This is a genomic window from Elusimicrobiota bacterium (genome assembly GCA_016722575.1).
Classification (GTDB): domain Bacteria; phylum Elusimicrobiota; class Elusimicrobia; order FEN-1173; family FEN-1173; genus JADKIY01.
The window spans coordinates 674,806-688,676 of record JADKIY010000001.1 but is presented as its reverse complement, the minus strand read 5'-3'; the positions used below and the strand labels follow the sequence as shown (position 1 = coordinate 688,676).

The following is a 13,871-nucleotide window of genomic DNA, read 5'->3' as shown; positions in this document are numbered from 1 at the left end:
CCCTCACCCCACCCGATAAACGTAATCGCCCGACCGGCATTTGCCGACGGTGCGGACGCCGACGGCGTCCCCGGCTTTGGCGGAGGTCACGGCGTTGTGGTCGATCTGCATGGAATCCACGGTTTCCGCCATGTCGGTCGTGTGCCCGCGCACGTGGATCTTGTCCCCCACGGCCAACGCGCCCTGGAGGTTGAAAGCGATGACGCTCACGTGGCCGTAGAAATCATCGACGATGCCCACGAAGGTTTCCCCCGGCAGGGCCTTTCGCCAGGGCAGGGGCGCCGGCGCCTCGACTTTTTTGGCTTTGGATTTGGGCGCGGGACGCCGCAGGGATTTCTTGGCGGGGGCCCCTTTTTTGGGTGTTTTTTTTGCGACCGGTTTTCGGGCCGTTTTCTTGACGGATTTTTTCTTCACGGCTTTCGAGGGCGACTTGGCTTTTTTGGCCATGGGCGGCTCCTTTCGGACGATGGGGATGCGCGAACAACGCCTTGATTTTAAACAAACCGGGGCCGATGCGCAAAAGAAACCTGGACGCCTTTACAAATCGGGAAAACGGGGGTAGGCTAACGGAGCACGACGTTGCCCCCCCTCGGAGGGAATGTGAGCATTATTCAGTGGAGCCCCCGCTACGTCACCGGATTGGCCCTGATCGATCGACAACATCAGGAGCTTTTCCGGCGATTAAACGCCTTTCACGAAGTGGTGGGGCGCGGGGGCGGTCGCACGGCCGTCGGCGATACCCTGCGTTACCTGATGGAATACGTGGAAGCCCACTTCCGGGAGGAAGAGGAGCAGATGCTTCAAGCCTCCTACCCGGACTACCCCCACCACAAAGGACAGCACTTAAAGCTGGAGGCCAAATCCCGGGAACTCCTGGATCAATTCAAGCAAGGCGAGGAGGTCCTCACGGTTGAGATATCGGCTTTCTTATCCGCCTGGGTCAACCACCACATCCTCAAAGAGGACATGGAATACATTCCCTGGTTTCAATCCCGCGGGCTAGGCCAAAAACCCCTGCCCCGGTCCCACCCGCTTTAATCTTCGCTATAATCCGAAAACGCCCCGCCGGGCGCCAAGAATTTGATCCATTGACCCAGGACATCCCATGAATGCCATCGTTTTAAAAACCGCGGGTCTATTGGCCCTTTCCAATTTGTTCATGACCTTTGCCTGGTACGGCCATTTGAAGGGGCTGAGCCACAAACCCTGGTACATCGCCGTGTTGGTCAGCTGGGGCATCGCTTTTTTTGAGTATTGCCTCCAGGTGCCCGCCAACCGGTTGGGGGCCACGACCTTGAACCTTTCCCAACTTAAAATCCTCCAGGAAGTCATCGCCCTCTCGGTGTTCGTTCCCTTCGCTGTTTTTTTCATGGGCCAGACCGTGCGCCTCAACTTTCTCTGGGCGGGTTTTTGCCTCCTGGGCGCGGTCTATTTCATTTTCCGTCCATGACCCCCCACCTTTTGAACCACGCCTTCACCTTGCCCCTGGCCCGGGCAACGGTGTTTCCATTTTTCTCCAACGCGGAGAACCTGGAGTTGCTCACGCCCCGGGAACTTCATTTTAAAATCCTCACGCCCACCCCCATCGCGATGAAAACCGGCGCGTTTATCGATTATCAAATCCGCCTTTTCGGAATTCCGCTGGGTTGGAAGACGGAAATCACCCTCTGGAATCCGCCCTATGAATTCATCGACACTCAACTGAAAGGGCCCTACGCCCTGTGGATTCACCACCACACCTTTGAAGAACGGGGGCCCAACGCCACGTTGTTACGAGACCGCGTGACGTATCGTTTGCCCTTGGAACCCCTCGGAAGGCTGGGTTTGCCCCTGGTCCGCCGGGAACTGGAACGAATTTTCCGGTTCCGCCAGGAAGCCGTCGCCCGCCATTTCGGTGTCAGGCCCGTCCCATCTTAAAAGACCTGTCCACCACGCGCCGAAGTCGTTCGATCAATCAACGCCCGCCGGGTCCGGGCCCCGTCGTCTATTGGATGAGCCGGGACCAGCGCATGGCCGCCAACTGGGCCCTCTTGCACGCCCGGGCCCGGGCCGCGGAACGGGGCGTGCCCTTGGCGGTGGTTTTTTGCCTGGCGCCGGAGTTCCCGGGGGCCACGCTCCGGGCCTACGATTTCATGCTCCGGGGCCTGGAAGCCCTGGAGGCCCGCCTGGGGGCGGCCAAAATTCCCTTCTTTCTACTGGCGGGCGAGCCGACGGAAACGCTGGCGGCCTTTGTACGAAAAGAAAAAATCGGGGCGGTGGTCACCGATTTTGATCCCCTAAAAATCAAGCGCCGATGGAAGACGAAATTGGCCGAGGCCCTGCCCGTGGCCTTGACCGAAGTGGACGCCCACAACGTGGTGCCCGCCTGGCTCGCCTCGCCCAAGCTCGAATACGGCGCCTACACCCTTCGGCCCAAAATTCACAAACTCCTGGACGAATTTCTCACGGACTTCCCGGCCCTTCAACCCCAGACGACGCCCTGGCCGGAAATCGTCAAAGGTGTGGATTGGAATCGGGTTCGGGAGGGATTGAAAGTCGACACGTCGGTGGGGCCCGTCGATTCCTGGACGCCCGGCGAGGCCGGCGGGGCCAAGACCCTGGGACTTTTTCTCTCTCATAAATTGGCCGCCTACCACGAGCGGCGAAACGACCCGACCCTGGACGGCCAATCGGATCTTTCGCCGTATCTGCACTTCGGCCAGGTGTCGGCCCAGAAATTGGCCTGGGAAGTCCGGCGTCGGGCCCTGGACACCCCGTCGGGGGACGCGTTTTTGGAGGAACTCATTGTTCGGCGGGAATTGTCGGACAACTTCTGTCTCTACAACGAAAAATACGATTCCTTCGAGGGGTTTCCGGCCTGGGCCCAAAAATCCCTCAACGCCCACCGGCGGGACAAACGGGAATTTCTCTATTCGAGGAAGCCGTTCGAAAACGCCGCCACCCACGACGAACTCTGGAACGCGGCCCAGCGGGAGATGGTCCAACGGGGGAAGATGCACGGCTACATGCGGATGTACTGGGCGAAGAAGATGTTGGAGTGGTCGGCCTCCCCCGAGGAGGCCCTGGCCACCGCGATTTATCTAAACGACCGCTACGAGCTGGACGGCCGGGACCCCAACGGCTATGCCGGCGTCGCCTGGTCCATCGGCGGCGTCCACGACCGGGCCTGGTTCGAGCGCCCGGTTTACGGCCAGATCCGCTACATGAACGCCAACGGATGCAGGGCGAAATTCGATGCGGTCGCTTACGTCCGACGGTTCCGCGATTAGTATGAACTCCAGACGATCCCTTTGGTGTCGGTGTGGGTGCAACCAACGCGGAGCTCATGGGTGACCGGCATCGCTTGATTGCCATCCTGGTACGTCCACGCCAGGGGGAGCAGGGGCCAGTCGTACGTCGGAAAGAAATAGTGGATGTAATTGATGGGGGGGGCATGGTCCGGTTGCGTGGGAATCGAAATCCGGGGAATGGCGTTAAGATACTTCCCCCCCGCGGTGAGAGAGGCGGGCAACGTCGAATAGTCGTAAGGGTAACGGCCCTCATTGTCGGCGTAGTAAATAGAGATGGCGCTTCGAAGCCCCCCGAGGGCCCCTTTGACCGCCGCCTCCTTGGACTTCACAACCAAATTGGCGAACTTGGGCAAAGCGATGGCCGCCAAAAGGCCGATGATGGCCACCACCAACATCAATTCGATGAGAGTGAATCCCATCGATCTCGTTTTACGCCGTGGCGAGAGAGGGCCCATGGTTCATTTTATCCCCCGGCACCCTCCCCTTCAAGGGATTTACGTCATTCTGTCGTCGATAATGACTAAATTAGTCCTATTTCGTTTTTGGCTTGAGGTCCCGCAGCGTATAGTCGGCCCCCATGCCCATCTCGTGGGCGGCGCCGTCCAGGGTTTTTTGAATTGTTTTCCGTGAAACCGGTTTTTCCAGGGTGAATTCCACCCGGGCCGTGGCCTGGTCCACCCGGACGTTGGTGAGACCGGAGACCGAGCTCAACCGCTCTTTGACCCACTCGGCGCATCCGCCGCAGGCAAAGGCTTTTAGCTTCGCCGTGTAGGCGCCCACCGCCAGGAGATCGGCCTTGCTCTCCGTCGCGGGGCTCAACGGAGGGACGGCCGCTTTTTTATTTACCGCCGCCAACCCCATGGCCGCCAACCCCACCGACAATACCGCCGATCCCATCCAACGCGATGTCTGTTTCATAAGGCTCCTTTACGCTTTAAAGCTTTTGCCCTTCCACATCTTATAAACGGCCGGATAAACCAGCAATTCAAGAATAAAACTGGTCACCAGGCCCCCGATCATGGGCGCGGCCACGCGTTTCATCATGTCGGCCCCGGTGCCCGTGGACCACATGAGGGGCAAAAGGCCCATCATGGCCGCGGCCACGGTCATCATTTTGGGACGCACGCGTTTGACCGCGCCGTGGACGATGGCCTCGTCCAGCTCGGCGGCGTTCCTCAAACGGCCCGCGCGAGCGGCCTCGTCGTGGGAAAGATCCAGGAAAAGAAGCATGAAGACCCCGGTTTCGGCGTCCAGGCCCAAAAGCGCGATGATCCCCACCCACACCGCGATGGACACGTTGTAGCCCAGGAGCCACAGATACCACACCGCGCCGATCATGGAGAAAGGCACGGCCAGCATCACCAGGCCCGCCTTGGCGGTTGAGCGCGTGTTCATGTAAAGGAGCAGGAAGATGAGAAAGAGCGTGACCGGCACGACGATCTTGAGCCGCTCCCGCACCCGAAGCATGTTCTCATACTGGCCGCTCCACACCAGGGCGTAGCCGGCGGGAAGGTCCAGTTTTTCCCGCACGGCTTTTTTGGCTTCCTCCACGTAGCCGCCCACGTCCCGGCCGGCCAGATCGACGTAGACGTAACCGGAAAGCAGGCCGTTTTCGTCCCGGATCATGGAAGGCCCGTCCACCAGGGATATGTCGGCCAACTGCCCCAGGGGCACCTGGGCCCCCGACATGGTGGGGACCAGCACTCGCCGCAGTTTGGGCAGGTCGTCCCGGTATTCCCGGGCGTAGCGGACGTTGACCGAATAACGTTCGCGCCCCTCCACGGTGGTCGTCACGGGTTCGCCGCCCACGGCCGACATCAGGACCATCTGGGCTTCCTGGACGGTCAGGCCGTAACGGGCCAGGCGGTCCCGCCGAAGGGCGACGTCCAAAAAGTAGCCGCCCGCGGTCCGCTCCGCGTACACGCTTCGGGTGCCGGGCACGGGGGAAAGAATTTCCTCCAGCCGCTGGCCGATCTTTTCGATGACCTTCAAATCGGCCCCGAAGACTTTAACCCCCACCGGGGTTCGAACGCCGGTGGTGAGCATGTCGATCCGGGCTTTGATGGGCATGGTCCAGGCGTTGACGGTGCCGGGCAGGCGCAGGGCCTCGTCCATTTCCCGGACCAACTCCTCCTGGGACATCCGGTCCGGCCAGAATCGCCGGAAAGGGGCTTTCAGAATCCCCGGCAAAAAGGAATGCCAGCGGTCTTTGGGACGCCATTGGTCCCGGGGTTTCAAAACCACCGTGGTTTCCATCATGGAGAAGGGGGCGGGGTCCGTGGCGGTGTCGGCCCGTCCGGCCTTGCCGAAGACCCGCTCCACCTCCGGGAACCCCTTCAGAATTTTGTCCTGGGTTTGAAGCAGGCGCTGGGCCTCGGTGACGGAGAGGCCCGGCATGGTCGTGGGCATGTAGAGGAGCACTTCTTCGTTTAAGGGAGGCATGAACTCCGTGCCCAGTCGGAAATAGACGGGCACGGTCGCGGCCACCAACAGAAACGCTCCCGCGATGGTTCGCCGGGGATAGCGCAACACCCACCGGCAGGCCGGTTCGTAGATCTTGAAAAGGATCCGGCTCACGGGGTGTTTTTCCTCGGCGTAGTAACGCCCGACGGTCACGGCGTTCCAGATATTGGAGAACCACCGGGGCTTGAAATGAACGGGGTCCATGCGGGCAAACATCATTCGAAGGGCCGGGTCCAAGGTCACCGCCAAAAGCGCGGCGATGGCCATGGCCAGGTTCTTGGTGTAGGCGAGGGGTTTAAACAAGCGTCCCTCCTGGTCCACCAGGGTGAACACCGGCAAAAACGCCACGGCGATCACCAGAAGCGAGAAAAAGACCGAGGGGCCGACTTCTTTCAGGGCCTTGAGCCGCACTTCGTGGAAGTCCCCCCGGCGGCCTCCGGCGTTCCATTCCTCAAGCCGCTTGTAGGCGTTTTCCACCTCGACGATGGCGCCGTCCACCAGGACCCCGATGGAAATGGCGATCCCGGCCAGGGACATGATGTTGGTCGTCAACCCCAGGAAATACATGGGGATGAAAGCCAGGAGCACCGACACCGGGATGGTGAGGATGGGCACCAGGGCCGAGGGGATGTGCCAGAGGAAAAAGAGGATCACCAAGCTTACGATGATCATTTCCAAGGTCAGTTCGTGGGTCAAGGTGTGAATGGCGCGTTTGATCAAATCCGACCGGTCATAGGTCGTGACAATCTCCATGCCTTTTGGTAACGACGGACGAATGTCCGCGATTTTGGCTTTCACGCGCTCGATGACGTTCAGGGCGTTTTCCCCCTGGCGCATGACGACGATGCCGCCGACGGTTTCCCCCAAGCCGTCCAAATCCGCCACGCCGCGGCGCATGTCCGGGCCCAGGACCACGCGGGCCACGTTTTTGACCAGGACGGGCGTGCCGTCCATGCCGAGACCGACGGCGATGTTCTCGATGTCGGAGACGCTCTGGGCGTACCCCCGGCCCCGCACCATGTACTCGGCCCCGGCGAATTCCACCAATCGCGCGCCCACGTCGTTGTTGCCCTCCCGGACCGCTTCCACCAATTTCATCAAGGGAATGCCGTAGGAGGCCAGGGCGTTGGGATTGACGTTCACCTGATATTGTTTTTGAAACCCGCCGATGGAAGCCACCTCGGCGACCCCGGGGACGGATTGAAGCCAATACCGGAGGGTCCAGTCCTGAAACCCCCGGAGTTGGGCCAGGTCGTGTTCGCCGGATTTATCGACCAGGGCGTATTGATACACCCACCCCACGCCGGTGGCGTCGGGGCCGAGCTCGGTCTTGACGCCTTCCGGCAAGCGCGGCTGGATTTTGGACAAATATTCCAACACGCGGCTTCGGGCCCAGTAGAGGTCGGTGCCATCCTGGAAGATGATGTAGACGTAGGAGAATCCGAAGTCCGAGAACCCCCGCACGGCCTTGATTTTCGGAGCGCCCAAGAGCGACGCCACGATGGGGTAGGTCACTTGGTCTTCGATGATGTCCGGGCTTCGGTCCCATTTCGAATAAACGATGACCTGGGTGTCGGAGAGGTCCGGAATGGCGTCCAGGGGCACGCGGTGAAGGGCGACCCAGGCCCCCAGGCCCGCCACCCCGGTCAACAGCAGGACAAGGTATTTGTTGCGCGCCGACCACTCGATGATTTTTTCAATCATGGCTTAGCGCGCTTTCCCGTCGCTCACGACGGATTTGAGACGCGACTCGGAATCCAGCAGGAAGTTGCCCGAGGCCGCCACGGTCTCGCCCGCTTCCAGCCCGGTCAACACTTCCACGTCGTTTTCCCCCTCGCGGCCCGTGGTCACTTCCCGGGGCGCGTAGCGCCCGGGCGCCGTCTTCACATACACCAGCCGGCGGATTCCCGTGTCGATCAAGGCTTCCTTGGGCGCCACCAGGCGGCGACCCAGGCCCACGTGCAAGACGGCTTCCAAAAACATCTCCGGTCGAAGGAGACTTTCCCCATCGGAAACCAGGACGCGCGCCCGAAGAGTCCGGGTGGCCGGGTCCACCACCCGGTCCACCGCTTCCACGCGGCCGTTCAACACCCGGCCCGGAAAGGCGGGCGAAGTCAATTCGGCCCGCTGGCCCGGTTTAATCAAGGCCGCTTCGTCTTCAAAAATCTGGGCGTACACCCAGCGGGGGCCCGATCCCGCCAGAAGCCCGCCGCCGCCCTGCTTGGACATGGCGTCCATTTGCTTGTCGGTCAGACCCAATTGGGCCAGCCGCAGGCGGGAGGCGCGGACCAGGGACTCCGCCCGGGACCGCCCCTCGGGATCGCCGGAGCGGTCCCGCGCCGCCAAGGCCTCCCGGTGCTCCGCCAAAGCGGCGTAGAGGTCCGGGTCGTAGGACACCCGGGCGCTGGCGCGGACGAGCACTTCCAAATCCCGCCGTTCCACCGGCGCCGTCCGGACACCGATCCATTGCTCTTTGTCGGCCGCCACGGTCACCGGTCCGCGACCAGGCACCACGGCTTCGGAGGAGGATTCGACAGCGTAGACGGGGACGTATTCCATTCCCATCTCGTCTTTGGCGGGACCGGGCGACGTCACGTCGGGGTTCATGGGGTTTCGATAGAACAGGGGCTTTTTTTCCTCCGTCGGCGCGGGCGCGGGTTCCGGTTCGGCCGCCACCAGGGACATGTGGCAGATGGGGCATTCGCCCGGGCGATGGGACGTGTACGTCGGGTGCATGGGGCATCGATACAACTTGGCCGTCGCGGCCGGGCCCGAAGCGTCCCGGCAACCGATGAAACCCAAGGGAGAGAAAAGTCCAAGCAAGATCAGGAGCAATGATTTCATGGTCGCCTCCGAGGCGAAAAAGAATCGTCGTGGATTCATGGGGGTCACCGGGCCGCCGGCGAGAGCGGCGCGCCGGCCCATTCTTCCAGCATGCCCCAGTGGTTGGCGTATTGGGCCAGGGCTTCCTGGTATTCGGTTTCCACGGCCAACCGGGACCGCAAGGCGTCCAACACCCGGGCGAATTCCCCCCGCCCGCTTTCGTATTGCCGGCGCACCAGATCCAGGGCGCTTTGGGCCGCCGGGCGGATGGCCTGTTCGTAGGCGCGGGCCGATTCCAGCCGGGCCAAGACTTCGGCGTGTTCCGTGCGCAATTGGCGTTCCACCTCCACCGTCATGGCCCGGGCGGCGTCCTCCGCCGCGTCCCGGTGCCGGCGGGCCTCCCGGTTGTCCGCCCAGGGGCCCGCAATCCACAGGGGCACCGACAACGAAACACCCACTTCCCGCCCGGATTCGCCGGTGTCCATTTTTTGCTCGTCCACCATGACGGCGAGGTCCGGGGCCCAGGCCAAGGCCGCCTGGGTTCGTTGGGCCTGGGCGTGTCCGCGCTCGTGGCGGGCCAGGGCCAACATGGGGCTATCTGTTTTCGATGTTTCCAGGAGCGCTTCCAGGGATTGCGCCGGGGGCATCAAAACCGGCGGCGCCGACACGACGACGGGCAGGTCCAAGGGTCGGTCCAACAGCTGGTTGAGACGCAGGCGAGCCGCCCGGCCCTCCTGCCGTTCTTCCCGAAGCATGTTCTCCATGCGGCCCCGCTCGGCTTCCAGGGAAAACAAATCCGCCGCCGGAGAGCCGGACGCCGCCCCCCCCATCCCGCCGGACCCGCCCCGCCCGGCCGAAAGGCGCGCCCGTAGGGACGCCACCAGGGCGTCCAGAGATTCGATCTCCTGGTCAATCAGGGACGTCACCGCCTCCGACCGTCGCAGTTGGGCCGCCAAATCCCGCGCTTCGGTCCGGAATTCCAGGGTTTTTGACCGCGCCCGGGCCGCGGCCGAGGCCGCTTCGTGGCGCCCCATACGCCGCTCCTGGGTGGGTTTCCCGGGGAAAGGAATTTCCTGTTCCCCCCGCCAGTGGGTCATTCGGTCCCCCGCGGGGATTTTTTCCTTCGAGAACCCCACCACCGGGTTGGGCCACACGCCCGCGCGATCGGCCCGGGCCGCGGCCGCTTCGGCTTCCCCCCGGGCCGCCCGGAGTTCGGGATTGGATTGCTCCACCCGATTCAATAGATCGTCCACCGTTGGAAATACACCGTCCGGCCCCGCGCCCAACAGCGGCGGGGTGGAAAACAATAACACCAAAATCCATTTTTTCATTGAACGCTCCAAACGGGTCGAAGCCGATCCCGGACCGAAGGCCCGGAGCGAAGGGAGTTAAACGATGGAAAGGAAATAGACCCGACGCCCGGTGTTAGGCGGCGGTGGGAGGGGCGCGGAGGGAAAAGGCGAGCAAAAACCCGGCGGATTGGCCGGGCGGCGGATGAGTGAAAAGCCGAGGGAGAAACCCGGCGAGGGGGGGAGGGGGCGAGAACGTCTCGGGCCCGGCCCAAGCCAAGGCGGGGGCGGGCGGCGCGGGAACGGGAGCAAAAGATCGTTCCGCCTCCGGAACCAGGCAGCACACCATGGCCGTGCAAGGGGTTTTCTTGGACGACGCGGCTCGATGGCACGGCGGCCCCTTCGCCGCCGAAGCCGGAACGGCGACGGCCGCTCCCGACGGGCAAACCTTCCCCGGCAGGGCAAAGACCCCGAAAGCATAGGCGCCCACCAACAAGAACGTCGAGATCCGCTTCACGCTCGTATTATGCCCCCGATTGAGCGTAAACGCAAATGACCGATGTCATGAAATCTCAATTTCAAGTCGTTGGCCGATCAATACTGGCTCCACGTCCGACCCGAGGTATCCGTATGGGTGCAGAGGATAAACGTTCTCGGCTCGGAAAAGGTAGCGGCGCGGTAGGCGCAATTCCCCGGCCCCACCGGGTTGGGGGGCCAATCCGCCGTTCCCAGTCCCAGGGATCGATTGGCGGCGTCGTGCGTTGGGGCCGTCGGAATGGAAATCATCGGGATTTCATCCAGGTATTTCGGCACGAGGTCGCTTCCGAAAACCGGGTGATTGATGTGGATGTTGTTGGCCCCCCCCGGCCCCTCGCCGTCCATATCGACGTAATAAAGAGTGACCGCGGAGCGAACCGCCCCCAACTTGCCCCGAACAGACGCCTCCCGGGATTTCGTGACCAAATTGGCGAATTTCGGAATAGCGATGGCCGCCAACAAACCGATGATGGCCACGACCAGCATTAGCTCGATGAGCGTAAATCCTGACAACAAATGTCGCCTATTAATCACTCCCTAGCATAGGGCCGAGACTAAAAAAAGGCAAGAACAACGCTGAGTCGATGAGAAAAAAACGGGTGGGCACGGCCTTCGAAAACCACTCCTCGAAGATCCCAACGGCCCTTTTGCTCGGGTGGCATATTTTGCCAACGTCCGATGATCGAAGCTCCGCCATCACGGACCGACCAATCCCTTCGGCCGCCGCCTCCGACGAATCCCCCGGTGAAACAACCACCGCCACCCCACGCCCCGGAGCCCTCGACCGCCACAAGCGCCTCACCGTCCCTTAGGCATGGACGGGCTCCGCCCCGACGGCCAGAAAGGCACTGATTTCAGGATCGGGGCCGGCCGCCCTGCGCGGATCGGGAAGTGGCGAATTTTTCGGGTGGGAAGGGAAAAACGGATCGGCGCTAGAGGCTGCCGCGGCCCGCGGCCTGGGCCTCGGCTTGAAAACGCCACTCCACCCAGGTTTTGGCGGCCAGGGTGAGGAGGGCCAGAAAAGCGAGAAGCGACGCCACGGCGAAGGCGGCGACGAAGTTGTACTCGTTGTAGAGGATTTCCACGTGGAGGGGAATGGTGTTCGTCCGGCCCCGGATGTGGCCCGACACCACGGAGACGGCGCCGAATTCCCCCATGGCCCGGGCGTTGCAAAGGATAATCCCGTACAACAGGCCCCATTTGATTTTGGGAAGGGTCACGCGCCAGAACATCTGGGGGCCGCTGGCGCCCAGGACGAAGGCGGCTTCCTCTTCGTCCGTTCCCTGGGCCTGCATCAGGGGAATGAGCTCCCGGGCGACGAAAGGGAACGTCACAAACACCGTGGCCAGCACGATGCCCGGGACGGCGAAGAGGATTCGCACGCCGCGGTCCGCCAACCAGGGGCCGAACCAGCCCTGGGCGCCGAACATCAGGACGAAGACCATGCCCGAAATGACCGGCGACACCGAAAAGGGCAGGTCGATCAGCGTGATGAGAAAATTCTTGCCGGGAAACCGGAAACGGGCAATGGCCCAGGAGGCGGCCAATCCGAACACAACGTTGGCGGGAACCGAAACCCCCGCCGCGATGAGCGTAAGCTTGATGGCCGACAACGCCATGGGGTCGCCGATGGCCCGAGCGTAGGCGGCCCAGCCCTTCTGAAAAGCGTTCACGAAAACGGCCAAGGTCGGCAAAAGCAGGAAAAAAGCCAGGAACACCAGGGCGCTTCCGATTAAAAGGGATTGCACCCAGCGCGGTTCCGTGAGGGGGCGGTGGGCGGGCCCGGCGGTGGACCGCGCCAGGGACGTGGCGGCGCCGGCCATTTACTTTTCCCCCACCCGTCGACGGCTCCAGGCCTGAAGCAGGTTCACGGTGAAAAGAACGCCGAAGGACAAAAGCAACATGACGACGGCCACGGCGGTGGCGCCCGCGTAATCGTACTGTTCCAATTTGGTCATGATCATGAGGGGCGCGATTTCGGTCCGCATGGGCATGTTGCCGGAGATGAAGGCGACGGACCCGTACTCCCCCACCGCCCGGGCGAAAGACAGGGCGAAACCCGTCAACAGCGCCGGCACGAGCGGCGGAAACACCACCCGGCGGACGGTTTGCCATCGGGAGGCCCCCAGGGTCATGGCGGCTTCCTCCATGTCGGACTCCATGGTTTCCAGAACGGGTTGGAGCGTTCGGACCACGAAGGGCAGGCCGATGAAAATAAGCGCGATCACGACGCCCAGGGGCGCAAAGGCGGCCTGAATGCCGAACCGGGCCAGGGGCGCGCCGATCCATCCGTTGGGGGCGTAAAGAGCGGTCAAGGCGATGCCCGCCACGGCGGTGGGCAGGGCGAAGGGCATGTCGACCACGGCGTCCACGAACCGCCGCCCGGGGAAGGAATAGCGGACCAGCACCCAGGCCACCAGCAGGCCGAAAACGCTGTTGACTCCCGCCGCCAGGGCCGAAGCGCCGAAGCTCAAGCGAAAGGCCGCCAGGACCCGGGGGGTCGTGACCGCCGCCCAGAAAGCCGACGGTCCCAGGGTCGCCGATTTCGCGAAGATGGTCGACAGGGGGATCAACACGATCAGGCACAGATAAAAGATCGTGTACCCCAGGGACAACCCGAACCCCGGCAATACGCCGGGGGAAAATTTCCGAATACCGATGTCCGTCTCCTGCGCGATAACGTTAACCCGAAATTCTCGGCTGCCCGGGTGATTCCCCAGCGAATTCGGGCATTTTCCCTTCACAAAAAAGCCTGTCCGTCGTCCCCGCGCCCTTCGTCATTGGGCGGACGGCTGAGGCGTCACCCGCATGTAAGGTTTGATCGCGGTGTATCCCCGGGGGAAAAGACGCTTGATTTCCTCTTCGTCCTTCAAGTTCGGCACGATGATGACGTCCTCGCCGGACTTCCAATCCACGGGCGTGGCCACCCGGTGCTTGTCGGTCAATTGGAGCGAATCGATCGCCCGCAGTATTTCCTGAAAATTCCGGCCCGTGCTCGCGGGGTAGGTGATCGTCAGCCGCACCCGTTTGTTCGGATCAATCACGAACAACGAGCGGACTGTGAAAGTGTCGTTGGCGTTGGGATGGATCATCCCGTAAAGGGTGGCCACTTTCCGGTCCGCGTCCGCCAGGAGCGGGAAGTTTAACGCCGCCCCCTGGGTTTCCTCGATATCGTCGGACCACTCGAGGTGGTCGGTCAAGAGGTCGACGCTTAAGCCGATGGTTTTGACGTTTCGTCGTTCGAATTCGGGTTTCAGTTTGGCGACCGCTCCCAGCTCGGTGGTGCAGACGGGGGTGAAGTCCCGGGGGTGGGAAAAAAGGATCGCCCATTTCCCCTCCATCCACGAATGAAAATGGATGGGCCCCTCCGTCGAGTCCTGGACAAAGTCCGGCGCGGTGTCGCCCAATCGTAGGGTCATGTCAGTCCTCCTGGAACGCCATACCGCCCTCGGCGGGCCCGGGGCCTCGA

15 protein-coding genes are annotated in these 13,871 nt (G+C 62.4%); 4 read left to right on the top strand and 11 right to left on the bottom strand.

The genetic code is table 11. The features are described from left to right. Positions 1-3: 3 nt before the first annotated feature. Entirely contained in the window at positions 4-258 is a 255-nt protein-coding gene (locus IPP68_03125) for a translation elongation factor-like protein (protein MBL0349355.1), read from the bottom strand. Positions 259-600: 342 nt separating this feature from the next. On the opposite strand from IPP68_03125, the gene IPP68_03120 reads away from it, so the two are divergent. From IPP68_03120 to IPP68_03105, 4 genes are all read left to right on the top strand, one after another. Further along, positions 601-1,038, top strand: a complete 438-nt coding sequence (locus tag IPP68_03120) for a hemerythrin family protein (GenBank protein MBL0349354.1) — start codon at positions 601-603, stop codon at positions 1,036-1,038. Between the two features lie 67 nt (positions 1,039-1,105). Next, positions 1,106-1,450, top strand: a complete 345-nt coding sequence (locus tag IPP68_03115) for a DMT family protein (protein ID MBL0349353.1) — start codon at positions 1,106-1,108, stop codon at positions 1,448-1,450. Beyond that, positions 1,447-1,917, top strand: coding sequence for an SRPBCC family protein (locus IPP68_03110; protein MBL0349352.1), 471 nt, complete (start codon positions 1,447-1,449; stop codon positions 1,915-1,917). The genes IPP68_03115 and IPP68_03110 overlap by 4 nt, the downstream gene beginning before the upstream one ends. 74 nt (positions 1,918-1,991) lie before the next feature. Next, positions 1,992-3,269: a deoxyribodipyrimidine photo-lyase gene (locus IPP68_03105; protein ID MBL0349351.1), complete on the top strand. Its 1,278-nt coding sequence runs from the start codon at positions 1,992-1,994 to the stop codon at positions 3,267-3,269. Here IPP68_03105 and IPP68_03100 read toward each other — a convergent pair. The 10 genes from IPP68_03100 to IPP68_03055 form a co-directional block, all read right to left on the bottom strand. Beyond that, complete coding sequence (locus IPP68_03100) at positions 3,266-3,709, bottom strand: prepilin-type N-terminal cleavage/methylation domain-containing protein (protein MBL0349350.1); 444 nt, start codon at positions 3,707-3,709, stop codon at positions 3,266-3,268. The genes IPP68_03105 and IPP68_03100 overlap by 4 nt on opposite strands. A 112-nt stretch (positions 3,710-3,821) precedes the next feature. After that, entirely contained in the window at positions 3,822-4,208 is a 387-nt protein-coding gene (locus tag IPP68_03095; GenBank protein MBL0349349.1) for a heavy-metal-associated domain-containing protein, read from the bottom strand. Between the two features lie 9 nt (positions 4,209-4,217). After that, positions 4,218-7,457: an efflux RND transporter permease subunit gene (locus IPP68_03090; GenBank protein MBL0349348.1), complete on the bottom strand. Its 3,240-nt coding sequence runs from the start codon at positions 7,455-7,457 to the stop codon at positions 4,218-4,220. Positions 7,458-7,460: 3 nt separating this feature from the next. Further along, a complete protein-coding gene (locus IPP68_03085; protein ID MBL0349347.1) occupies positions 7,461-8,597 on the bottom strand; it encodes an efflux RND transporter periplasmic adaptor subunit in 1,137 nt (378 codons plus the stop codon). A gap of 44 nt (positions 8,598-8,641) precedes the next feature. Beyond that, positions 8,642-9,907: a TolC family protein gene (locus IPP68_03080; protein MBL0349346.1), complete on the bottom strand. Its 1,266-nt coding sequence runs from the start codon at positions 9,905-9,907 to the stop codon at positions 8,642-8,644. A 94-nt stretch (positions 9,908-10,001) separates the two neighbouring features. Continuing rightward, on the bottom strand, positions 10,002-10,382 hold the full coding sequence (locus IPP68_03075) for a hypothetical protein (GenBank protein MBL0349345.1): 381 nt from the start codon (positions 10,380-10,382) through the stop codon (positions 10,002-10,004). Between the two features lie 77 nt (positions 10,383-10,459). Further along, positions 10,460-10,888, bottom strand: coding sequence for a hypothetical protein (locus tag IPP68_03070; GenBank protein MBL0349344.1), 429 nt, complete (start codon positions 10,886-10,888; stop codon positions 10,460-10,462). Positions 10,889-11,334: 446 nt separating this feature from the next. Then, a complete protein-coding gene (cysW, locus tag IPP68_03065; GenBank protein MBL0349343.1) occupies positions 11,335-12,225 on the bottom strand; it encodes a sulfate ABC transporter permease subunit CysW in 891 nt (296 codons plus the stop codon). Next, entirely contained in the window at positions 12,226-13,080 is an 855-nt protein-coding gene (gene cysT, locus IPP68_03060) for a sulfate ABC transporter permease subunit CysT (GenBank protein MBL0349342.1), read from the bottom strand. Between the two features lie 99 nt (positions 13,081-13,179). Then, positions 13,180-13,821, bottom strand: a complete 642-nt coding sequence (locus tag IPP68_03055) for a peroxiredoxin (protein MBL0349341.1) — start codon at positions 13,819-13,821, stop codon at positions 13,180-13,182. Positions 13,822-13,871 lie beyond the last annotated feature (50 nt).

What these genes read in the sequence shown, in the direction of transcription:
- IPP68_03110 (MBL0349352.1), top strand. Translation starts at nt 1,447, where the DNA reads ATGACCCCCCACCTTTTGAACCACGCCTTCACCTTGCCCCTGGCCCGG.
- IPP68_03090 (MBL0349348.1), bottom strand. Translation starts at nt 7,457, where the DNA reads ATGATTGAAAAAATCATCGAGTGGTCGGCGCGCAACAAATACCTTGTC.
- IPP68_03080 (MBL0349346.1), bottom strand. Translation starts at nt 9,907, where the DNA reads ATGAAAAAATGGATTTTGGTGTTATTGTTTTCCACCCCGCCGCTGTTG.
- IPP68_03055 (MBL0349341.1), bottom strand. Translation starts at nt 13,821, where the DNA reads ATGACCCTACGATTGGGCGACACCGCGCCGGACTTTGTCCAGGACTCG.
- cysW (MBL0349343.1), bottom strand. Translation starts at nt 12,225, where the DNA reads ATGGCCGGCGCCGCCACGTCCCTGGCGCGGTCCACCGCCGGGCCCGCC.
- IPP68_03100 (MBL0349350.1), bottom strand. Translation starts at nt 3,709, where the DNA reads ATGGGATTCACTCTCATCGAATTGATGTTGGTGGTGGCCATCATCGGC.
- IPP68_03095 (MBL0349349.1), bottom strand. Translation starts at nt 4,208, where the DNA reads ATGAAACAGACATCGCGTTGGATGGGATCGGCGGTATTGTCGGTGGGG.
- IPP68_03105 (MBL0349351.1), top strand. Translation starts at nt 1,992, where the DNA reads ATGAGCCGGGACCAGCGCATGGCCGCCAACTGGGCCCTCTTGCACGCC.
- IPP68_03085 (MBL0349347.1), bottom strand. Translation starts at nt 8,597, where the DNA reads ATGAAATCATTGCTCCTGATCTTGCTTGGACTTTTCTCTCCCTTGGGT.
- IPP68_03115 (MBL0349353.1), top strand. Translation starts at nt 1,106, where the DNA reads ATGAATGCCATCGTTTTAAAAACCGCGGGTCTATTGGCCCTTTCCAAT.
- IPP68_03070 (MBL0349344.1), bottom strand. Translation starts at nt 10,888, where the DNA reads ATGCTGGTCGTGGCCATCATCGGTTTGTTGGCGGCCATCGCTATTCCG.